This is a genomic window from Thalassotalea sp. 1_MG-2023, from assembly GCF_030546745.1.
Lineage (GTDB): Bacteria > Pseudomonadota > Gammaproteobacteria > Enterobacterales > Alteromonadaceae > Thalassotalea_C.
In genome coordinates this window covers 1-22,692 of the sequence record NZ_JAUOPD010000010.1, presented here as the reverse complement: position 1 = coordinate 22,692, position 22,692 = coordinate 1, and the positions used below count along the sequence as shown (strand labels likewise).

Genomic DNA, 22,692 nt, shown 5'->3' with positions numbered 1-22,692 from the left:
GCTACCTTAATATTTGTATTAACAACTAAAATTTAGCGTGAACAACGCAAGACTTATGGTTTATTAGCCTTGCGTTTAGGGTTACTTACTTTCGTTAAAAAGCTCGCGACCAATTAACATTCGGCGAATTTCTGATGTACCAGCGCCAATTTCGTAGAGTTTTGCATCACGTAATAATCGTCCGGCAGGAAATTCATTTATGTAGCCATTTCCGCCAAGTAACTGTATAGCATCTAAAGCCATTTTTGTTGCTAACTCTGCAGAATATAGGATGACTGCAGCAGCATCTTTTCGTGTGGTTTCACCGCGGTCACATGCTTGGGCGACCATATAAACGTACGATTTAGCAGCGTTCATTTGTGTGTACATGTCGGCTACTTTTCCTTGAACCAATTGGAATTCACCAATAGATTGACCAAACTGTTTTCGGTCATGCACATAAGGAACAACGAGGTCCATACAAGCATCCATAATGCCTAAAGGACCACCTGATAACACCAAACGCTCGTAGTCTAAGCCTGACATTAATACGCGAACACCTTTGCCTTCTTCACCAAGAATATTTTCAGCTGGTACTTCGCAATCTTCAAAGACAAGTTCACAAGTATTAGAACCGCGCATGCCTAATTTATCGAGTTTTTGGTGACGACTAAAACCTGGGAAATCACGTTCCACAATAAATGCCGTAATTCCTTTTGAACCTGCGGCCACATCTGTTTTTGCATAAATAATAAATACGTGTGCATCAGGACCATTGGTGATCCACATTTTATTACCATTTAATATGTACTTATCGCCTTTCTTTTCTGCACGTAGCTTCATGCTAACTACATCAGAGCCTGCATTTGGTTCAGACATTGCGAGTGCGCCGATATGTTCACCAGTACATAATTTAGGTAAATATTTTAACTTTTGTTCGTGACTACCATTTTTTCGTAACTGGTTTAAACATAAATTAGACATAGCTCCATAGCTCAGGCCAACTGATGCTGAAGCACGAGATATCTCTTGCATGGCCACAACATGCTCTAAATAGCCTAATTCAGAACCTCCATACTGTTCGTCAACAGTCATACCTAATAAACCCATATCTCCGAATTTACGCCATAAATCAGCTGGAAACTCGTTGTCTATATCAATTTGAGCCGCACGTGGTGCTATTTCATCTCGGGCGAAAGCGTTTACCTGGTCACGGATCATCTCAACGGTTTCGCCAAGATTGAAATTAAGTGATGAAAATGTTGAAATCATGTTGTTTCCTCAATTGTAATATTTGTCTAGCATTGGGTGCGTTATTTTTTGCGCTTATTGATTATTATTAATGTTGCTTAGCGCGTCTTTACAGTTTTCTTCTAAGCCATCAAGTTCAACTAAAACGGCTTTAATATCTTCTAATTGCTGCGTCAAATCCGATTTCTTTTGGGCAATTAACTTCATAATGGTTGTTAATTGTGTTGCACTTGATTTATCGGCATCATATAGCTCAAATAATCTTCCTGTTTCAGCTAAAGAGAAACCTAGACGTTTACCGCGTAAAATTAACTTTAGACGAACTTTGTCTCTTTGGTTATAAATTCTTGTTTGACCTTTACGTGTAGGGTGTATTAACCCTTGATCTTCGTAAAAACGTATACTTCGTGTAGTAACATCAAACTCTTTGGCTAACTCGCCAATAGAGTAGGTTGCATTATTTTTCTTGCTCATTTCGCACCCATTATGAATAATAGTATCGATAACATAGCATGAACTTTACGTTTACGTAAACTTCCTTTTTGGTTTGGCCTCCTTATTCTTTTCATATGTGACTATAGTGTGATACGCATAGTGGAAATTTTCTAATACACTGTGTGTACTTTTCTGTTCTTGAAAGCTTAAGTTTACGTTGGCGTAAACGTAAATTTAAGTTAGTCTGTTTATATTAGTCAAATGACATTGTTTTAATATTGGAGAATGATATGTCCACGCAAGATCCTGTTGTTATTGTTGCTGCTAAACGAACCCCTATGGGAGGCTTTCTTGGCGGATTGTCAGCGGTAACTGCGCCAAACCTTGGTGCTACGGCAATTAAAGCTGCTGTTGCTGAATCAGGCTTAAGTGCTGATCAAATCGATGAAGTTATTATGGGCTGTGTATTACCAGCAGGTTTAAAACAAGCACCAGCACGCCAAGCGGCAATTGAGGCTGAATTAGATCTTTCAACGGTTTGCACAACGATAAATAAAGTGTGTGGCTCTGGTATGAAGGCTGCTATGCAAGCACATGACGCATTATTTGCTGGTTCTATAGATGTTGCGGTTGCTGGTGGTATGGAAAGTATGACCAATGCTCCACATTTACTAGCTTCTGGTCGTTCCGGGATTAAAATGGGAAGCGGACAACTGCTTGACCACATGATGATTGATGGCCTTGAAAATGCTTACGATGGTATTTCTATGGGTTGTTTTGCACAAGAAACAGCTGATGAAGCTAACTTTACGCGTGAACAAATGGATGAATATGCCATTCGTTCATTATCTCGTGCGAGTGCTGCGATAGATAATGGAGCGTTTAATCAAGAGATCGCTGCTGTATCAATTAAATCTCGCAGAGGAGAAGTTATTTTTGATACTGATGAGCAGCCGGGTAATGCTCGTCCTGATAAAATACCTTCATTACGCCCTGCGTTTAAAAAAGACGGTACCATTACAGCGGCTAATTCTAGTTCAATATCTGATGGTGCTGCAGCGCTTGTAATGATGAGACAATCAGAAGCTGACAAACGTGGTTTAACTGCGTTATGTAAAATCGTTGCACATGCAACGCATGCACAAAAGCCTGCTGAATTTACCGTTGCGCCTGTAGGGGCAATGGAAAAAGTGTTAGATAAAGCGAAGTGGACGACTGATGACGTAGAATTGTGGGAAATTAATGAAGCGTTTGCCATGGTCACTATGCTGGCGATTAAGTCGTTAGAACTTGATGTTGAAAAGGTTAACGTTAATGGTGGGGCATGTGCGCTTGGTCATCCTTTAGGCGCAAGTGGAGCACGTATCATGGTAACGTTAATTCACGCTTTAAAAAATAAAGGTTTATCAAAAGGTGTGGCTTCTTTGTGTATTGGTGGCGGTGAAGCAACAGCAATTGCGCTAGAAATGATATAAGCTAACTATTACTAATGGGTAATTAATCAGTTTTCCTGTTATAAAGCCACTTAAGTTGTTAAGTGGCTTTTTGTTGGTATGGCTTTTGAATAAAAGTAGAGTACTTACAATTACTGTCAATTTATTAACACTATGCTTGCAATTATGTCTGAAGCGCTACCTATTACGATTACTGCCGCTGATGAAGCGAAAAAATCGTTGCCTGCTATTATCTCTGTGATCAATAAACTTGAAGCGCAATTAAACTTTATTACGTTAACTGCAGGATGGTTTGCTGATCCTGAGCATGAATTAGCCATCACGTTTGCGATTAATTGCCTACCGTTTTTTCCGGAACAACAATTTCCTGTGTCAGATGAATTTATCGCTTTAGCAGATGATGTGCATTTTGCTTATCATGATGAACATCGTAAATATCAATGTTATGTTCAATTGACGGATACAGAAATAGCACTAGCTAAACAAAAAAAATCTATACTAGCAGCAATTTTAGATAAAAAATTAACCATTGTATTAAATGAGATTGCCTTAAAACAAAGGTTGTCAGTCATTTAGTTACTTATTTAAAATGATTAATCAATTTTGTGGAATATTTATTCACATCAATTGTGTTTTTGGTTATGCTACACGAACAATTAAAATAATATATGCTTTTGAAATGCATCAGTTTCAGGTAAATGTTTCTTACTTTTAAACCTTGTTTTTCCATAATCAAACATTCATTTCGCTTGTTTTGTTTGTCAATTTTTTCGGTTTTCTTTTTATACACTGGAAGTGTCTCAGCGGTGAATAGCGCTGATCATAAAGCACCAGTTATTATTGGTTATTACTCACAGTGGTCAATATATAGTCCTAATATACATATTCGAGATTTACCTACACATTTAATGACACATCTTGTTTATAAAAGCGCCGACTTAACAAAAGATGGTGAAGTTATTCTTGGTGACTCTTATGCAGATATTGAATTTCTTTATCCTGGTGCCGATAGAAACGATCGGTTTCTTGGTAGTTTTGGACAATTAGAAAAGGTAAAAAAACGTCAGCCTGAATTAAAGTCAATAATAAGTATCGGAGGTTGGGGACGATCTGAACATTTTTCGACCATGGCCGCGTCGCCAAGCGGCAGAGCTAAGTTAGCCAAAAGTGCCATACAGTTTATGAAAAAATATCAATTTGACGGTATTGAAATTGACTGGCAGTTTCCGATTTATCGCGCTTCAAGTAAGTCAATAACCAGTTACCGCAAAGCAGATGGTAAACATTTAAATTTACTACTTGAAGAAATAAAACGTCAGTGCAAGCAGATGAACATTGACTGTTGGCTACAAGCAGTTTTAGCCCCTTATTCATTAGAAAATTCATGGGATGCAACTTTACTTAGTGATAATGCTGATGTAATTGTTGTTGATGTCACTCGATTACCAGGTGATATCGGGGAGTTAGCTGAGCCGCAATCAGCACTTTATGCTGCACAAGGGGAGCGCTCTGTAGACTCTGTTGTTAGTACTCTGACGGGGTATGGAATCGAACTAAAAAAAATAGTGATTTCAATAGCATCTTTTGCTGTTGGTTGGGAAGGCGTTCCGGCAAAAAATAACGGATTTAAGCAACCGCATCAAACATTAAGTTGGGGAAGTTGGGACAGTAAAAGTAGTGGGGCAACAGGAATATACAACCAAAAGAATTTAACCCATTTTTTAGCGACTGGAGAATATCGACACTACTGGGATGAGATAGGAAAAACAAACTATGTTTATAACCCAAATAAATATGGCGGGCATTTTATTACCTATGAAGGCTATCAAGCAATAGCAGCTAAAGCTGACTATGTTAAAGAAAATCATCTTGCAGGTGTTGCCATTATTCAGTTACACCATGGCGATGCAGCATTGTTTAATGTTTTTGACCAGTTTCATTTTTTGAAAAGCCGATATTATAAGTTACTACAATTTTGGCATGAAAACAGTGGTGCTTTGCTTGTGTTGTTTCAAATGCTAGCGGTTATTCTCATCGGCATCGTATTATTCGTGTTTTGGCAAAATAAAAAAAATAATGAGCTATATCAACAAAAACAACAGTTCAATCGTTTACAGTATTGGATGCAGAGTATTGAGTGGCCCTTACTTAATGTTGTTTCGCTCGCAAAAAATGCGCAAGAAAGAGCGTTACTTTCGTCAGGCCAAGTTGAGTCATTTGCTAAATTATCTTCTGAGGTATTAAGACCAATTTCCTCTATTATTTCAGAAACAAAGTTAAATTCTTCTGTTAATCAGGTATTTAAAGAGGTTGTTGAACTCCAACAAATTATTCAAAATGTTGCGACCTTAATTGAGCTAGAAAATAACAAGCGATTAACGTGGAATAAAAATATCAACACAAGGCTGCTGGTAAATCCTGATCGATTTCAACAGTTTCTTTTCTATTTATGTGATTACGTCATACATCAAACAAACGCGAACGATAATATATCGCTTGATATAACTGCTGAAGAACAAAGTATACAGCTAAATGTTGAGTTACTGGTTAACGCTGATACTAATCAAGTCAGTCATACCAGATTAAACACCTTATTTCATCAAGCTAAATTATTAGACCTTGCTATAAGCTTAGATAGAGGAAAAGGTTTGTTATCTGTGTTGATTAATAATGATGTTATCGTTAATGATGAACAGCATAACAGTTTTTTAGCATTTAAATTTGATCAACGTTGTTTACACTCATCTACCGGCCATTCAATGGAAGCCACTGTTGAGCAGCAAGCATTAAATTCTGAAATGGTCAGCCGTGAAAGCTCTGCACCTATTGAAGAGTATTCATCGTTATTTGCCGCAATTACTTCATTTAATATGTCGGCAGCTCCTAGTAAAGATATCTATAAAGGGTTAGAGCAAGCGTGTCAGTATTTTATTGATATTTTGAAGCAAGAAGCGAAAGTACAAGTTTTTCATCATGAACAATTTGTGACAAAACTTGGCAAAGAATCTTTAACATCCCAGCATGAAATAATCATTAATTCGGATGATGTAACCGTAGAAGTGATCACACAGGAAAAGCTAAGTGAGGCTGAACAACAATTAATACAGGTGTTAGTGTATCAAACGTTAATGGTACAAAAAGCGATTCAATCGTTATTAAAAGAGCCTTCTATTTTAGCGGAACTTTATGAATTAACACGCTATAAAGACAGAATAAAATACCTAAAAGCTGAGTCTGGATATACTGGGCTATATATTCAATCACTTAAAGAACCACGTTATATTTCGATGCGTTTACGCGCAATTAAACAATACTTCGATGATGTTGCCCTAGTTCAAGTGCACCGTTCGTATTTAGTGAACCCAAAGAAAGTAAGTAAAATAAAAACTATCGCTAAATTGAAATTTGAGCTAGAGCTTGGCTCAGTAAAAATACCGGTAAGTAGAACTTATGTTCCGATGCTGAAAGAGCATTTTCCTCAATGGTTTTCTTAACAGCTTTTCGCTAATCTCACTATCTTTTCACCATTGTATTGATAAAATTTTAGTTCATTTCGTGATTGTAAACTCAATGAATTAATTTCAAAAATCCATATTTAATCAATGGCTTATATTTTAATTTGTTACACCTCATGATAAGAGACTATGGTTGATATATCCTTGTATCTGTGTGCTTGATATAGTCAAAATCAGGGTGACAGCGCTGTCAATTGTTGTTATTAATAAGTTGAAAAATTAACCAAGTAGTGTAACGAACAAAATCCTTGTAATAACACCAAAGCGCCATTGAAAAAAACTATAAGCAAATGAGAGTGGAACATGACTAAAAAATTCAATAGAAATTTATTATCGATAGCCGTTTGTAGTGCGTTAGCTTACTCACATTCTGCCATCGCTTATCAAGAAGAAGCAGACAAGCAAAAAGCTGAAGATGAGAATGTTGAAGTTATTGAGGTTTTGGGGATACGTAAAAGTATTGCTTCAGCTCAAGATCTTAAACGTATGGCTGATACCGTTAAGGATGTTATTACTGCAACAGATATTGGTGCGTTACCTGATAAATCAGTAACAGAAGCACTACAACGCGTGCCTGGTGTTACCATTGAACGCTTCGCTGCTTCAGATGATCCTAAGCACTTTGCGGATGAAGGTACAGGTGTGTTAGTTCGTGGTTTAGATCGCGTACGTAGTGAAATTAATGGTCGAGGTGCATTCAGTGCAAATCCAAGTGGTGGCTTAAGCTATGAAGATTTTCCCGCAGAATTACTTGGTGCAGTAGAAGTTGTGAAAAACCAAACTGCTGATCTTATTTCAGGTGGTATTGCTGGTACTGTTAATCTTATTACGCGTAAACCGTTTGATTCTGATGAACGATTGTTTGCTTTTGGTGCTAAAGCAAATTATGGCGATTACCGTGAAGAAGCTACGCCTTCATTAAATGCGTTATTTTCGGATAGTTGGGAAACAAATTCAGGTAAATGGGGTTTATTAATTGCGGGCTCTAGAACTGAATTTAAAACTAAGGGTGATGGCTTTGGTTTAGGTAATTATCACAGTCGAGGCCCTGTATCAGCTTTCTCTTATGAGAATTGGGGAGAATTAAGAGGGCCTGGTATAGTAGCTGGCCTTTGGGATGGGCCGTGTTCTCTTGCTGTACAGTCTTGGGACGGCACTTGTGAACCATCAAGTCTTTATACCGAAGAAGATGAAGAAAATTATGTTCCCCCATATGAAGGTGGGCCAGTAGAGGGGCAACCAGATGGTGTCACTTATTATACGCCAGCAGCGTTAACAATGACAACGGCAGAAAACGAGCGGAAACGTACTGGTCTTACAGCATCTGTGCAATGGGAAAGCCCAGATGAAAGAACGTTAATCACGGTAGAGCATATTTACTCGAAAGCATCGTTAGATTGGCGCGAATATGTAGTGTTTAACGGTGAGCGTGGCTTTATATCCTCTGTGCCAGATGCTATTCAGTGGGGTGAAGGAAGCAATCGTTACCCATTAACCGTTGATGAAAATGGTTATTTAACATCAGGTGTTGGTGATCTAACAACAGGTCAATATCATCATAATTTCTCTTCTCGTTACAACAATACAGAGAGCGAGATAGCTGATACATCTATCAATGTAAGATTCAAAGCGACAGATAACTTAACAGTTCACTTTGATTACCAAAACGTTGACTCTGAGCGAACTGTTGATAATTATCAGCTAACCGCATCAGTTCGTGGCGGTGCATATACTGATCAATATGCGCCATTTTTCTTAGATCTTCGTGGTGAAACGCCATCGGTAGAGTTTCTCAATAGCGGTATTTCTAATCCACCAGATGTTGAAGGTCCTACGACAAATGATGAAGGCGATCTTGAATTTACTCATCCAGTATTGAGCTTATACTCAGGTTTACCTCAGCTAGAAGCAAACGATGCTGAGTCAGATTCATTTAAACTTGATCTTGAATATGTGATTGAAAAAGGCATATTTACTAAAGTTTACGCTGGTGCGTATTACTCAGATAAAAATTTAATTGCTCGAAATACGGAGTACGAAGGATGGCAACCATTGAATAAACGATGGGTTGCTGAAGAGGCGTATATGTCTTCACCACAAGTAGCTCCTGAGTTATTTGAACGTATTGAATTTAAAGATCATTTCCGAGGTAGTACAGTTCAAGGGCCATTCACTAGCTATTTATTTCCAAGAATGGATCTTACCGAAAACTTTGATCAAACGTTACGTGATGGTTGCGGTACTTATTTTTCATTAGATAATGCTTGGGATCAAAGCGGTGATTGTGCGATTCCATACGAAGACATGACGGGTAGAGTAGATGGACCTTTTGCTGCGCGCCATATCAGCGAAACCAACACACAACGTACAGAGTTTTATTTACGTGCAGATTTCGAAGTAGACATTTCTAATGATGTTTATCTCACCGGTAATGTTGGCTTACGCTCAGTTGATTATGATCTCGAGTCTACAGGTGCAGTTACACTGCCAGCACCAGCGTCTGTCAGCCAAGAAGGGACTGCTCGACGCCAAGTATGGGAAGATCTTTACCCTGAGCTTGTCAGTCTATCAACCGGTGAAGCGTTTTTCTCAACGGTAGATCATAACTACTCAACAGTGCTACCAAGTTTGAACTTGAATTTTGGTATTGGTGACGACTTTGTTGTACGATTTGGTGCATCAAAAGGGATTTTCTTCCCAAGTTTAACAGATTCAGTGAACAAAATGTTTGTCAGTTTAAATGCTGAAAGCGTGCTACAAGATCCTAATTTGGAAGAAAATGACGAAACCAATCCAGTTGTTGATTACAAAAATATTGAAATAACAGCGAATGCTCGTAACCCGTATTTAGATCCTGAAGAATCGGTGAATTTAGATTTAACCGCTGAATGGTATTTTTCTGATACGGGTTCATTGACGCTCGGTTTATTTCGCAAAAAACTAGACGGCATTATTCGAAATAAATCGTTTGCATCAACTGTTGAAGCGAATGGGCAAGATTATACCGTATCAGCTTATGGTCCAAGTAATGAAGGCTCTGGGACTATTCAAGGTTATGAAGTTTCATATACGCAGTTCTACGATATGCTACCTGGTGCATGGAAAGGCTTAGGGTTACAGGTAAATTATACCTATATCAATCAAGATGGCTTAGAAGATCCAAATGAGAATCCATCGGTACAATCGCGGTTCTCAAATGGCTCTTTAGAAGCACCTGACGGCCGTAATACTTTCCGACAATTTAGTAACTTACCCTTGGTAGGTTACTCAGATCAAAACGTAAACATTGTCGGTATGTATGAATACGAAGGTATATCAGCACGTTTAGCTTATACATGGCGTTCTGAGTATCTATTGGCATTGCGTGAATCTACTGAGTTTGTGCCTGTATATTCAGAAGCACAGGGCTTGATGGACTTAAGCATACATTACAATTTAACTGACAACCTTAAAGTAGGTTTTGAAGTGAGTAATGTTCTTGGGGAGGATACAAACACTAAGTATCAGCAAAATCAAGAAGGTACTTTAACTGACGCCTTTACGTTTACGACTGATCGTCGCTATGCATTATCGCTCAGAGGTAGTTTCTAACCATAACCTTGATGATGATATAGGATGCTACGCAGTGTTTACTGTCTAGCATCCTTATATCAATAGGGTGTAATTAGTTAATGTTAAAAACATCAAATCTTTCTTATTAAATAACGCGGTATTAGCATGCAGCAAGGTATTAATTCAATTTGTATCGTAGGTGGTGGAACGGCAGGCTGGATGGCTGCATCGCTATTATCTAACCTACTTAAAGGATGTCAAATTAAGATCACTGTAGTGGAATCAGCAGATATTTCAACTATCGGTGTTGGTGAATCTACCGTTCCTTCTATCATTGACTTTTTAAATGCTAGTCAAATAGATTTGAAAGAATTTATCAAAGCAACCTCTGCGACCTTCAAATTAGGTATTCGCTTTGATGACTGGTACGCAGTAAATGAGCATTATTTTCATCCATTTGGCCATATAGGAAGGTCTTTAAATGGTTTTGATTTTTATCAGGTTTGGCTTAAGTCCTTATCAGAAGGGAATAAAGCTTCCTTGATGGACTATTCCGTTAATGCAGAAATGGCAAAGAATAACCGTTTTGTTCTAAAGCCTAAACAAACGAAAGACTGGGTGATAGCTAACAGTTCGTCAGCTTTGCACCTAGACGCATCTCAAGTCACTCGTTTTTTAAGAGATCTTTGTTTGCAACGAGGTGTAGAGAGAATAGAAGCGACTGTTAATGATGTGGTGCTAAACGAACAAGGCTTTATTGATCAACTGCACACTGAATGTAAACAACAAATCACCAGTGATTTTTTTATTGATTGTACTGGGTTTAAAGCACTGCTTATAGAAAAGGCGTTAGGTATTTCTGTTGAAGAATGGTCACAATACTTACCTTGTGATCGTGCTGTAACTATCCAAACACAAACTGACCAGCCACCTGTACCTTATACCATTGCTAAAGCGCAAGCTGCTGGTTGGTCATGGACTATTCCCCTACAACATCGAACGGGTAATGGTTATGTCTTTTCAAGCAAATATTGCACTGATGAACAAGCAATAAAAACATTGACCAACAATGTACAAGGTAAAATACTTACTGAGCCTAACGTTATTCCATTTACCACAGGTAAAAGAGAAAAAGTATGGCATAAAAACTGCCTTGCACTGGGCTTAGCGGGAGGCTTCTTAGAGCCACTAGAATCAACAGCAATTCATTTAGTCTATAAAACGTTAGTTAACTTTTCTCAGCACTTTCCAGATACTGACTTTGATGAGCAAAACGAACAAATGTTTAATCAAAAAATGGATTTAGATTATTTGGAAATACGTGACTTTATTATTCTGCATTACGCAACTGCACAGCGTGCAGATACAGACTTTTGGCAGATGTGCCAGAAAATGCCAATTCCAGAAAGTTTGAAAGAGATTTTATCCATATTTAAAGAGCGAGGCGAACTTAAAAATGTTTATGGTGATTTTTTCACTAAAAATAGTTGGTGCGCTGTTCTAGAAGGCATGCATATTCGTCCTAAAAAATATTATCCATTGATCGACGGATTTGATCCACAAAAACTCGCAAATATGCTGATGAGAAATGCGCAATTGATTAAAGATACGGTGAGCACAATGCCATTACACAATGATTTTATTCATCAGCATTGTCGAACTATTAGATGAGTTAAATGGGCATAAAAACTTGCTCGCATAACGCTGTTTTCATTAGCTAACGATGGCGTACTTATCGTTTAAGAAAATGGCAAGCTTAAATTATTTTCATCTTAATAAGAGCTTTATGTTGGCTCGATTTGATTCGAATTATTTATTTTGAACTAAAACACATCAGAATAATTGATGAAGTAAACAAGGTTTATGAATTATGTATAAATGTTTAAAAAATATCTTTGTTGCGGTTGGGGTAATGCTAGTTTTGCCTATTAGTGGGCATGCAACGCCAAAGATAATCGGCTATATACCGAGTTACCATGGTATAGAGAGTCAACTTGATCGTATAAATTTATCAAAACTAACGCATTTAACGCTAGCTTTTTTACACCCCAATAAGCAGGGGGTATTTATCGAAAATAATCAACCGAGTTGTATGGCTGGACAGCATGGTTTTCCTTTAAAGATAAGCGAAATTGAGCACTTGCTTAAGAAAGCCCATGATTCAAACGTCAAAGTTCTTGTGTCTATTGGTGGTGCAGCTTACCCACTGTGTGCCGGGGATTGGCGTAAGTTGTTATCGCCGGAAAATCGCGATAAAACGATAAAAAATTTGTTGGCGTTTGTGCATGATTTAGGCTTCGATGGCTTAGATATAGACATTGAAAGTAGAATGTTAACTGATATTGACAACAAAGGGGACTTTTTACCCTTTGTTAAATTACTAAAAGAAAACTTAATGGCTCATGAAAAGATACTTACGGCGGCTACAGGTTCATACCTTGGTGGAATGATACCAGAGTCTACGTTACCTCATTTCGATTTAGTCTCTGTGATGTCTTATGACGCCGTAGGCCCAACCTGGGGAAAGGTTGGTGTTGAACATTCTACCTTAGCGAAAGCGAAGGCTGATTTAGCGTTATGGCGAAGCAAGGGGCTAAGCAAAGAGCAGTTAATATTAGGCTTGCCTTTTTACGGTTACGGCTTTGGAAAATATAAGAAAAATTATACATTTGACGATATTTTAGGTGAATTTGGCCCCAATAAAAGCAAGGGCGACTTAATTGGTACAAATTGTGCCAAGTGTGATTACATTACCTTTAATGGATACCAAACTATCAAAGCCAAAACAGAGCTCGCATTGAAACAAGGTGCAGGTGTTATGATTTGGGAATTATCGCAAGATGTACCTGCTAGCATGGGTTTGCTTCATATTATTAATGAAACGATCAATAACAATAAAAAAGAGAATAGGTGACCACAGTTCACACGTAGGCAAATTAGACTTTCCCTAATATATGCCACCGTAAATACTTCGGTATTTACGGTTTTTTTCATCTTTTCATGTGTTTATAATTTTATTTCTTAAGGTGATTTAGTGTAACATAGTTAAATAAGTTCAATTAATACATGAATATACAAAAGGATTTGAAATGCCAAAACTCTGTTTGTTTTTATTTTTATTCGTCATTAGCTTCAAAATATTCGCTTTTCAAGGTGAATACCTCTTTGATAATCCCACATATACTGATGTTCAACTGTCACCAGATGGAAAGATTATGGCTGTTAAAGCCGAAGTGAAGGGGAAGTTTGTTATTATTTTTATCGATAATAAACAGAATAAACCCGTAAATATTGTAAGTTTAGCTGGTAACCAAGAGGTTGGTAACTTTGGTTGGGTTAATAATGAACGTGTTGTAATGACAATCAATTATCGTAAGCCTTGGGTTAAAGAACTTTCTTCTTATGGAGAACTGTTTGCGATAAATTTTGACGGCAGTCAAAGTGAAATGATTTATGGCTACCAAAGCGGTGAACAACAAGTTGGTTCAAACATCAGGAAGAAGAAAAGCATTCGTGGGTGGGCAAGTATCGTTGATATGTTACCTGAGGACAAAGAGCATATTTTAATATCGTCAACTCCATGGAGTGCTTCTCGTGACAAATTAAGTACAGTTTATAAACTGAACACTTATAGTGGTAAGTTGGTCAAAAAGATTGCTAAAGCGCCTATTTCATATGCTAGTTTTGTGACAGATGTGACCGGAGAAGTTGTGATTGCTACTGGCACAGATGAGGATAATAAACAGCAAGTTTTTATTCGTCGTGGTGAAAAGTGGCAAAAATTATCTCAATCAGGCTTCGGCAAAAGTTTTATACCATTAACGGTGACTAAATCAGGAAAAGAACTCTATGTGCTTGACCGATATAAACAAGATAAAACAGGGTTATTTACCTTTAATTTAGAAGATCTAAGCTTTAAGCATATTTACACTGATAAAAATGTTGATATAACAAACGTCTCACGAACGATTGATAAACGCAAAATTTATGCAATAAGAGTTGATGATGGTCGACCAGCTTATATTTTAATTGAACAAGATCTTGATGAAGCGAGAGTGTTCCGTTTATTAACACAATCTTTTCCAGGGAAAAAACTTGATATTACTAGTCATACCGAAGATGGCTCTAAATATGTTGTAAGAGTTTCCTCTGACACAGATCCAGGGGCTTTCTATTTATTTGATAGTAATACAAATCGACTTGCGTTAATTTTTAAATATTACCCGAAAATTGATCAGCAAAAGCTTCAAGTAATGGAGCCAATAATATTCACATCCTCAGATGATTATAAAATCCATGGATTTTTTACCTCAGCAGTTGGCGGTAATGAAACAAACCCGTTAATAATTATGGTTCATGGTGGACCTCACGCGAGAGATTATTGGGGATTTTCATCACAAACTCAATATTTAGCACTTAATGGCTTTTCAGTATTACAAGTTAATTTTCGAGGCTCAACAGGATACGGTGAAGAATTTAAAGTAGCCGGTTATGAACAGTGGGGTGGAAATATCCAAAGAGATATTTATGAGAGCTATTTGTGGGCACTAAAAAATAATAAGGTTGAAGGAAATAACGTTTGTATTATGGGGGCGAGTTTCGGTGGGTATTCAGCGATTCAAAGTGCAGTAAAATATCCAGATGTTTATCGATGTTCTGTTGCAAATGCAGGTGTTTACGATCTACCACTCTTGTTTAATGAAGGTGATGTGAAAGATTTAAGCTTTGGAGAGAGCTACTTATCAACTACATTAGGCACGGATGAAGCTAAAATGAAACTATTTTCTCCTAACCACCATGTCGATAAAATTAAAGCTGCTTTATTTTTGGCGCATGGTGAAAAGGATGTACGTGCGCCTTATGAACATGTTGTTCTTTTAAGAAAGTCGCTCGATAAAATTAATAAGCCTTACGAATGGTTCGTTCTGGAAAAAGAAACTCACGGTTTTCATGATCCTATCAATCAAACAGCTTATATGAAAAAAGTTGTTCAGTTTTTAAAAGAGCACCTAGATATGAATTGATCTTTTATATATAGGATTAGTTCTCTCGATATCGTTTAGGCGACATACCCACAATTTTCTTAAACAATCGGGAAAAATAATATGGGTCATTATAGCCTAACGATTCACTAATTTGCTTGATGGTATCTGAAGTATTATCTAACTGAAAACACGCTTGTTGCATCTTCATGTTGATAAAATATTGTATGGGTGATGTGTCGGTGAGTTCTTTAAATTTTTTAGCAAAATGAAATTTCGATAATTGGCTGTAATGAGCAAGCGTATCTAAATTGAGCTCTTGATGTAGATTTTCTCTCATGAGCTCATCTATAGCGTCAACACTAAAGTTCGTACCTTTATTGAATGATTCTATCCTTAATTGTAATGCCAGAAAACTTAAGGTTTGCTGTAAAACGTGCACGGCATGAATCACGTTTGTCGCTGTGTAACCTCGGCTACCTAACGCAATAAGGTTATCGTAATCTTTATAGATATTTTCTTGTACATTAACAAAACCTAGGCCATCTTCCATTTTCATTAGTAGGCGTTCTGCAAAGTCATCAGCTAATTTACCAGCAAAATGGATCCAATAAACCGCATTTTTACTTCCCGATTTTCGTTGATATTGAAAATGCTGATTCGGTGAAATTAACACTAAATCACCCCGTTTAACGGTGCGCTTTTTATTTTTGTATACCAGCACACCTTCACCATATTGACAATAAATCAGTTGATGTTGATCGACGTTCGCTTGTTCAATACTTGTCGCAGTTTGCTGTGAGTATTTCCCTAATGCAGTAGGGTACAACCCTGCCGTTAAAGGGTGCACTTTTAATTTCTCTAATAAGAACTTAGGAATGACTAAGCGAATGTCAGAAAATGACCTTATTGTGTTTGCAGTATTCATTTTTAAATGTTTTTGTTGTAAATGACAATATAGTCCATCATTGGGGCAATAAAATCAATGTCTCGCTTGTTTCATATGTGTTTAAATGGTTTGAAGATAAAAACCTAAATAACAAGCAGGCACTAAAAAGCTGATTTTTTCATTGGAATCTAGTTGTTGATTAGCGAAATAAGCAAATGTGATCAATAGTTGTAGTTCAATGCCTGCAGTTCGATGTTGCATTAGTATCAGTAACATTGCTTAACGAAAGAGACCCAAAATGACAACAAAGAGATATCAATTAAAAAATAAAGTACGTGTGGTAACAGCAGCTTCTTTATTTGATGGCCATGATGCCGCGATAAATATCATGCGTAGAATTTTGCAGGCTAGTGGTGTTGAGGTTATTCATCTAGGCCATGATCGTAGTGTAGAAGAAGTTGTTAATACTGCCATTCAAGAAGATGCTAATGCCATTGCTATGACCTCTTATCAAGGGGGTCATAACGAATATTTCAAATATATGTACGACCTATTAAAAGAACGTGGTTGTGAACATATTCGAATTGTAGGCGGCGGCGGCGGCGTGATCTTACCTGAAGAAATCAACATGCTTCATGAATATGGTATTACACGAATTTATTCACCCGATGATGGGCGTGAATTAGGCTTGCAAGGTATGATTGATGATATGATCATGCGCTGCGACTTTAAAACGGGTGTCAATGTTAAAAAAGATGATGTAGCGAATCTAAAGAAAAATGATAAACAGGCTATTGCTCGGTTAATATCAGCGACAGAAAATGCACCAGAAGAAAATAATGCCGCCTTAGATAAAATAAAAAAAATTGCCTCGGTAAGTAAAACACCCGTTCTTGGTATTACCGGTACCGGTGGTGCGGGTAAATCATCTTTAGTGGATGAATTGATAAGACGTTTTTTACTTGCTACTCAAGACAATAAAATTGCGATTGTTTCCGTTGATCCTTCAAAACGTAAAACCGGTGGTGCGCTGCTTGGTGATAGAATACGTATGAATGCAGTAAACAATGATCGTGTATATATGCGCTCACTTGCCACTCGCCAATCAAATTTAGCGTTGTCTGTTTATGTAAATGATACGCTAGATATTTTAAAAGCAGCAGATTTTGACTTAATCATTCTGGAGACCTCGGGTATTGGGCAATCAGATACTGAAATCGAAGAACATTCAGATGTATCACTCTATGTAATGACGCCCGAATATGGTGCCGCTACGCAATTAGAAAAAATAGATATGCTCGACTTTGCCGACATAATTGCAGTAAACAAGTTTGATAAACGCGGTGCGCTTGACGCATTACGTGATGTTAAAAAGCAATATAAGCGCAATCGAGGTATGTTTGAAGCGGGTGATGACGAAGTACCTGTTTTTGGCACAATTGCTTCTCAATTCAATGATCGCGGCATGACAGAGCTCTATAATAAAGTGATCAGTGAATTGGCAAAAAAATCAGATGCCTTAAAAGCTGACATATTAGAGCTTGCAGGTACCCAAGCAGAAAAAGCAAGTGTTATTCCTGGCAAGCGCACTCGTTATTTATCTGAAATTGCAGACAATAACCGAGGGTATGATGAGTGGGTAGAAGCTCAAGCAAAGGTTGCACAAAAACTTTATGGTATTCAACAAGCCATTGATGCGGCTAATGAAAGTAATGAAGAAAGTGGGAAGGAGTTAGCGGAAAACCTTCAAACCTTATTTGATACAGTCGCGCTAGAACTTGATCCAAAAAATAAGCTTATTATCGAACAGTGGCATGAAAAAGTTGAGAAATACAAAGCACCACTGTTTAAATTTCAAGTGAGAAATAAAGAGCTCGCGATTGAAACTCATTCTAAATCATTATCTCAACTTGATATTCCAAAGGTTTGTTTACCTAAATATCAGGGCTGGGGTGATATTCTTAGATGGAGTTTACAAGAGAATGTTCCCGGTGAGTTTCCTTATACCGCAGGTTTATTTCCTTTTAAACGTGAAGGTGAAGATCCAACACGTATGTTTGCGGGTGAAGGTGGACCAGAAAGAACCAATCGACGTTTTCATTACGTATCGAAAGGTATGCCAGCAAAACGATTATCAACAGCGTTTGACTCTGTAACATTGTATGGCAATGATCCTGATATTCGCCCTGATATTTACGGTAAAATTGGTAATGCAGGTGTGTCAATTTGTTGTCTAGATGATGCGAAAAAGCTGTATTCAGGGTTTAACTTAGCTGATCCTGCAACTTCTGTGTCAATGACCATTAATGGACCAGCGCCAATTCTTCTTGGTTTTTTCTTAAACGCTGCCATTGATCAGCAATGTGAGCTTTATATACAAGAAAACGGCTTAGAAGCAGAAGTTGAAGCTAAAATAAAAACCATATACAAAGACAAAAAAGGTGAAAGGCCAAGTTACCAAGGTGCATTACCAGAGGGTAACGATGGCTTAGGTTTGATGTTGTTAGGCGTAACTGGCGATCAAGTGTTACCCGTAGAAGTTTATAACGAGATCAAAGCTAAAACGCTTACACAAGTTCGAGGCACCGTTCAGGCTGATATTTTAAAAGAAGATCAAGCGCAAAATACCTGTATTTTTTCAACTGAGTTTGCTTTACGACTAATGGGGGATGTACAAGAATACTTCATTGATAAAGGCGTGCGTAACTTCTATTCGGTGTCTATTTCTGGATACCATATTGCAGAAGCCGGCGCTAACCCAATCACGCAGTTAGCATTAACTTTAGCCAATGGCTTTACTTTTGTAGAATATTATTTAAGTAGAGGGATGGATATCAATGAATTCGGACCAAACCTGTCCTTTTTCTTCTCAAATGGTATCGATCCAGAATATGCAGTGATTGGGCGCGTTGCACGTAGAATATGGTCAAAAGCCATGAAAATGAAATACAGTGCAAATGCGCGTGCGCAAATGTTGAAGTATCATATTCAAACATCAGGCCGTTCATTACATGCCCAAGAAATTGACTTTAACGATATTCGCACCACGCTACAGGCGTTATATGCAATATATGATAACTGTAACTCATTACATACCAATGCGTATGACGAAGCGATTACCACGCCAACGGAAGATAGCGTACGCCGTGCCATGGCAATTCAGCTAATTATTAATCGTGAGTTAGGACTAGCAAAAAATGAAAACCCTATTCAAGGTTCCTTTATTATTGAAGAATTAACTGAATTAGTCGAAGAAGCAGTATTGACTGAATTTGATCGTATTACAGAGCGTGGCGGTGTACTTGGTGCAATGGAAACCATGTACCAGCGTAGCAAAATTCAAGAAGAAAGTTTGTATTATGAAAACTTAAAGCATACGGGCGAATATCCAATCATTGGTGTAAATACCTTCTTAAGTTCAAAAGGATCACCTACGGTAATACCCGCTGAGGTTATTCGTGCTACTGAAGAAGAGAAAAACTATCAAATTGATATGTTAGCAAACTTGCATACTGCTCATGCAGATAAGGCAAACAAAGACTTATCAACATTACAAGAAGCTGCAATAAAGCATGAGAACCTTTTTGAACATATGATGAGTGCCTGTAAAGTTTGCTCTCTAGGGCAAATTGTTAATGCGCTGTTTGATGTTGGTGGTCAATATCGTCGTAATATGTAAGTTATTTGGCGGCTTTAAATTTATAATTTGAGCGCAAAAAACTAAAGTCGCCTAGTGCTTACTAAAACATTTCGTTATGTTCTTTAATATCTAATTATCATAAAGGGTAAAATTATAATGAATATACCTGAAAAATTTACAGCTTTTCGTATCCATCGTAACGAAGATAAATCTATTCGTAGTGGTTTTGAGCAAATATCGTTAGCTGAGTTAACCGAAGGTGAAGTGGTTATTAAAGTCGCTTATTCCGATATTAATTATAAAGACGCTCTTGCTGCGACGGGTAAGGGTCAAATATTGCGCACTTACCCTTTAGTCGGTGGCATTGATTTATCTGGCATTGTCGTTACCTCTTCAGATCAGCGATTTTCAGTAGGCGATAAAGTACTCGTGTGTGGTGCACAGCTTTCTGAGCTCTACGATGGCGGTTATACCGAATATGCCCGAGTTAAAGCAAATTCAGTTGTTGCATTACCAAAAGAATTAACGTTAAAAGACGCCATGGCGTTAGGTACGGCAGGATATACAGCTGCTATTGCTGTTCAACGGATGGAAGATAATGGCCAAATACCGGAACGAGGCACTATTTTAGTTACGGGTGCAACCGGTGGTGTAGGCAGCATTGTCATTAATATGTTATCAAATATTGGTTACCGAGTTGCCGCTTTAACAGGTAAGCCAGAGCAACATGACTATTTAACGCAATTAGGCGCAAGTGAGATTGTTGATCGGCGAGAGCTAGATATGGGCAAACGACCATTAGAAAAAGCAATATGGGGTGGGGCGGTAGACAACCTTGGTGGTGAAACATTAGCTTGGTTAACAAAAACTGTGGTGCCATGGGGCAATATTGCTTCGATTGGTTTAGCAGCAGGTTTTAAGCTAGATACAACAGTCATGCCGTTTATTTTACGAGGTGTTAGCTTGTTAGGTATAAACTCTGTTGAAATGCCGCTGTCTGTGCGTGACAAAGCATGGCAACGCATTGCAACTGATCTTAAACCTTCGCAGTTAGCCATTATTGCACCTAAAACCATTGCATTTAAAGAAATAGAAACAGCGTTCAATGCCTATATAGAAGGCACTGTAACAGCAAGAACTATTGTTGAAATAGACGCATCATTAGATAATTAGAGGAATTTATGAACATACAAGATAAAGTCATTGTTATAACTGGTGGCGGACAAGGTCTAGGCCGAGCGATGGCAGTAAATTTAGCAGAAAGTGGTGCAAAATTAGCGTTAATCGACCTTAATGAAGACTTATTAAAAGAAACAGTAACGTTAATTGAATCGGTAGGCTCAACAGCGAAGTATTATTTAGCAAATGTCACAAATGAAACGGAAGTAGAGCAAACCTTTAATCAAATTAATGATGATTTTAACGGTTTTGATGGATTAATTAACAATGCAGGCATATTACGAGATGGCATGTTACTAAAGGCGAAAGATGGCGAAATCGTAAAGAAAATGTCGCTTGAACAATTTCAATCAGTAATTGATGTGAATTTATCCGGTGTATTTCTGTGTGGTAGAGAAGCAGGTGTCCATATGGTGCAAAATAATCGCAAAGGCGTAATTATTAATATGTCGTCAATTGCTCGTAATGGCAATATGGGACAAACCAATTATGCTGCATCAAAAGCAGGTGTTGTGGCTATGACAGTCTGTTGGGCGAGAGAACTAGGTCGTCATGGTATTCGTGTTGGCGCAATTGCTCCGGGCGTTATACGAACTGCAATGACAGATGCAATGAAACCTGAAATGCGAGAACGCCTAGAAAAAATGAAACCTGTCGGCCGTTTAGGTGAAGCGGATGAAATTGCGCATACCGTGAAGTATATCTTTGAAAATGAATTTTTCACCGGCAGAGTGGTTGAAATTGATGGTGGTTTATCGATGTAACCTGAGCTAAATTTGAGAAAAAGCGAGTTTTACTCGCTTTTTTCAATTAAGCTTGTAAAAACAGAGTTTTCTAAGTCAGTTATGAATAAAGCATTATTTTTAGATCGTGATGGTATTATTAATGTAGACCATGGCTATGTCTATCAACAACAAGATTTTGAATTTACAGAAGGTATCTTCGAGCTTTGCCAGCATGCGACAAAGTTAGGTTACTTGTTAATTGTAATAACGAATCAATCAGGAATAGCGAGAGGAAAGTACACTGAAGCTGATTTTCTGACACTTACCGAATGGATGAAAACTACATTTAATCAACATAATTGTCTTATAACAGATGTATTTTTTTGTCCTCATCATCCAACGAAAGGCAAAGGTGAATATCTTAAAACCTGCCAATGTCGTAAGCCTGAGCCAGGTCTGATCCTACAAGCTGCAACAAAGTATAATATTGATTTAAGCCAAAGTGTGTTTATAGGTGATAAAGTTTCTGACATGCAAGCAGCAGAATCAGCAGGTATTAATAATCGTATTCTCGTTGCCAGCCAATATAATGATAGTTCACTTGAAACAGCCCGTAGTATCACTGAAATAGCAGATGCTCGTGCATTTATTGTATAATTTGTATGATATTTCAGCGATCGAACAGCTTTTTTTAATAATTTGAAAATAGTTGTTGACGGGGCGATATAAATCCCTAAAATGCGCATCCACTTCTCGGGGACAAGCCAAGAAGCTGTTTTGATAAGTTTAGTATCACGAAAGCGGTATAAAACAACAAACCAAACATTCAAAAATAAACGAAAGTTTTTTAAGAAAAAGGTTGACATCAAAACAGGGATGCGTAGAATGCGCATCTCGCTTGAGGCAACGGCCACAAGCAACTAACAAAGCGGTCTAGTAACGAATGTGATTACTATCTCGCGTCGAACAAAGCGTTCTACCATGAACCGTTCGACCTACTTGCTTCGGCAAGCATCTTTAACAATTAGTTATCATGCAATTTGTGTGGGCACTCACAGTGATGATGTTTTACCAGTAACTTAGGTTACAAA

The 22,692-nt window shown here is 37.8% G+C and carries 15 protein-coding genes; 11 read left to right on the top strand and 4 right to left on the bottom strand.

Annotated elements, in window-relative coordinates; genetic code table 11:
- Positions 1–81: 81 nt before the first annotated feature.
- Both Q4489_RS09630 and Q4489_RS09625 read right to left on the bottom strand, forming a co-directional pair.
- Positions 82–1,251, bottom strand: a complete 1,170-nt coding sequence (locus Q4489_RS09630; protein ID WP_303479576.1) for an isovaleryl-CoA dehydrogenase — start codon at positions 1,249–1,251, stop codon at positions 82–84.
- 54 nt (positions 1,252–1,305) lie between these two features.
- On the bottom strand, positions 1,306–1,704 hold the full coding sequence (locus tag Q4489_RS09625) for a MerR family DNA-binding transcriptional regulator (protein WP_303479574.1): 399 nt from the start codon (positions 1,702–1,704) through the stop codon (positions 1,306–1,308).
- A 251-nt stretch (positions 1,705–1,955) separates the two neighbouring features.
- Between Q4489_RS09625 and Q4489_RS09620 the strand changes: the two genes are divergently transcribed.
- From Q4489_RS09620 to Q4489_RS09590, 7 genes are all read left to right on the top strand, one after another.
- Positions 1,956–3,140, top strand: coding sequence for an acetyl-CoA C-acyltransferase (locus Q4489_RS09620; protein WP_303479571.1), 1,185 nt, complete (start codon positions 1,956–1,958; stop codon positions 3,138–3,140).
- 144 nt (positions 3,141–3,284) lie between these two features.
- Positions 3,285–3,695, top strand: coding sequence for a hypothetical protein (locus tag Q4489_RS09615; RefSeq protein WP_303479569.1), 411 nt, complete (start codon positions 3,285–3,287; stop codon positions 3,693–3,695).
- Positions 3,696–3,925: 230 nt separating this feature from the next.
- The gene (locus tag Q4489_RS09610; protein ID WP_303479566.1) at positions 3,926–6,613 is read left to right on the top strand and encodes a glycosyl hydrolase family 18 protein; all 2,688 of its coding nucleotides are present in this window, start codon (positions 3,926–3,928) and stop codon (positions 6,611–6,613) included.
- 324 nt (positions 6,614–6,937) lie between these two features.
- Positions 6,938–10,225, top strand: coding sequence for a TonB-dependent receptor (locus tag Q4489_RS09605; RefSeq protein ID WP_303479563.1), 3,288 nt, complete (start codon positions 6,938–6,940; stop codon positions 10,223–10,225).
- A gap of 126 nt (positions 10,226–10,351) precedes the next feature.
- On the top strand, positions 10,352–11,857 hold the full coding sequence (locus tag Q4489_RS09600; RefSeq protein ID WP_303479560.1) for a tryptophan halogenase family protein: 1,506 nt from the start codon (positions 10,352–10,354) through the stop codon (positions 11,855–11,857).
- Positions 11,858–12,056: 199 nt separating this feature from the next.
- On the top strand, positions 12,057–13,100 hold the full coding sequence (locus Q4489_RS09595) for a glycosyl hydrolase family 18 protein (RefSeq protein ID WP_303479558.1): 1,044 nt from the start codon (positions 12,057–12,059) through the stop codon (positions 13,098–13,100).
- A 190-nt stretch (positions 13,101–13,290) separates the two neighbouring features.
- The gene (locus Q4489_RS09590; protein WP_303479555.1) at positions 13,291–15,210 is read left to right on the top strand and encodes a S9 family peptidase; all 1,920 of its coding nucleotides are present in this window, start codon (positions 13,291–13,293) and stop codon (positions 15,208–15,210) included.
- Between the two features lie 16 nt (positions 15,211–15,226).
- On the opposite strand, the gene Q4489_RS09585 is transcribed toward Q4489_RS09590, so the two are convergent.
- Both Q4489_RS09585 and Q4489_RS09580 read right to left on the bottom strand, forming a co-directional pair.
- Entirely contained in the window at positions 15,227–16,096 is an 870-nt protein-coding gene (locus tag Q4489_RS09585) for an AraC family transcriptional regulator (RefSeq protein WP_303479551.1), read from the bottom strand.
- Between the two features lie 81 nt (positions 16,097–16,177).
- Positions 16,178–16,318, bottom strand: a complete 141-nt coding sequence (locus Q4489_RS09580; protein WP_303479549.1) for a hypothetical protein — start codon at positions 16,316–16,318, stop codon at positions 16,178–16,180.
- 37 nt (positions 16,319–16,355) lie between these two features.
- Between Q4489_RS09580 and Q4489_RS09575 the strand changes: the two genes are divergently transcribed.
- From Q4489_RS09575 to gmhB, 4 genes are all read left to right on the top strand, one after another.
- On the top strand, positions 16,356–19,736 hold the full coding sequence (locus tag Q4489_RS09575; protein ID WP_303479548.1) for a methylmalonyl-CoA mutase family protein: 3,381 nt from the start codon (positions 16,356–16,358) through the stop codon (positions 19,734–19,736).
- A 117-nt stretch (positions 19,737–19,853) separates the two neighbouring features.
- Positions 19,854–20,870: an oxidoreductase gene (locus Q4489_RS09570; RefSeq protein WP_303479546.1), complete on the top strand. Its 1,017-nt coding sequence runs from the start codon at positions 19,854–19,856 to the stop codon at positions 20,868–20,870.
- 8 nt (positions 20,871–20,878) lie between these two features.
- The gene (locus Q4489_RS09565) at positions 20,879–21,640 is read left to right on the top strand and encodes an SDR family oxidoreductase (RefSeq protein WP_303479544.1); all 762 of its coding nucleotides are present in this window, start codon (positions 20,879–20,881) and stop codon (positions 21,638–21,640) included.
- 81 nt (positions 21,641–21,721) lie between these two features.
- Positions 21,722–22,258: a D-glycero-beta-D-manno-heptose 1,7-bisphosphate 7-phosphatase gene (gene gmhB / locus Q4489_RS09560; protein WP_303479543.1), complete on the top strand. Its 537-nt coding sequence runs from the start codon at positions 21,722–21,724 to the stop codon at positions 22,256–22,258.
- The last annotated feature ends 434 nt before the right edge of the window (positions 22,259–22,692 follow it).

Excerpts from the sequence above, each read along its gene's own strand:
- Q4489_RS09630 (WP_303479576.1), bottom strand. The coding sequence starts at position 1,251 with ATGATTTCAACATTTTCATCACTTAATTTCAATCTTGGCGAAACCGTT.
- Q4489_RS09625 (WP_303479574.1), bottom strand. The coding sequence starts at position 1,704 with ATGAGCAAGAAAAATAATGCAACCTACTCTATTGGCGAGTTAGCCAAA.
- Q4489_RS09620 (WP_303479571.1), top strand. The coding sequence starts at position 1,956 with ATGTCCACGCAAGATCCTGTTGTTATTGTTGCTGCTAAACGAACCCCT.
- Q4489_RS09615 (WP_303479569.1), top strand. The coding sequence starts at position 3,285 with ATGTCTGAAGCGCTACCTATTACGATTACTGCCGCTGATGAAGCGAAA.
- Q4489_RS09605 (WP_303479563.1), top strand. The coding sequence starts at position 6,938 with ATGACTAAAAAATTCAATAGAAATTTATTATCGATAGCCGTTTGTAGT.
- Q4489_RS09600 (WP_303479560.1), top strand. The coding sequence starts at position 10,352 with ATGCAGCAAGGTATTAATTCAATTTGTATCGTAGGTGGTGGAACGGCA.
- Q4489_RS09595 (WP_303479558.1), top strand. The coding sequence starts at position 12,057 with ATGTATAAATGTTTAAAAAATATCTTTGTTGCGGTTGGGGTAATGCTA.
- Q4489_RS09585 (WP_303479551.1), bottom strand. The coding sequence starts at position 16,096 with ATGAATACTGCAAACACAATAAGGTCATTTTCTGACATTCGCTTAGTC.
- Q4489_RS09580 (WP_303479549.1), bottom strand. The coding sequence starts at position 16,318 with ATGCAACATCGAACTGCAGGCATTGAACTACAACTATTGATCACATTT.
- Q4489_RS09575 (WP_303479548.1), top strand. The coding sequence starts at position 16,356 with ATGACAACAAAGAGATATCAATTAAAAAATAAAGTACGTGTGGTAACA.
- Q4489_RS09570 (WP_303479546.1), top strand. The coding sequence starts at position 19,854 with ATGAATATACCTGAAAAATTTACAGCTTTTCGTATCCATCGTAACGAA.
- Q4489_RS09565 (WP_303479544.1), top strand. The coding sequence starts at position 20,879 with ATGAACATACAAGATAAAGTCATTGTTATAACTGGTGGCGGACAAGGT.
- gmhB (WP_303479543.1), top strand. The coding sequence starts at position 21,722 with ATGAATAAAGCATTATTTTTAGATCGTGATGGTATTATTAATGTAGAC.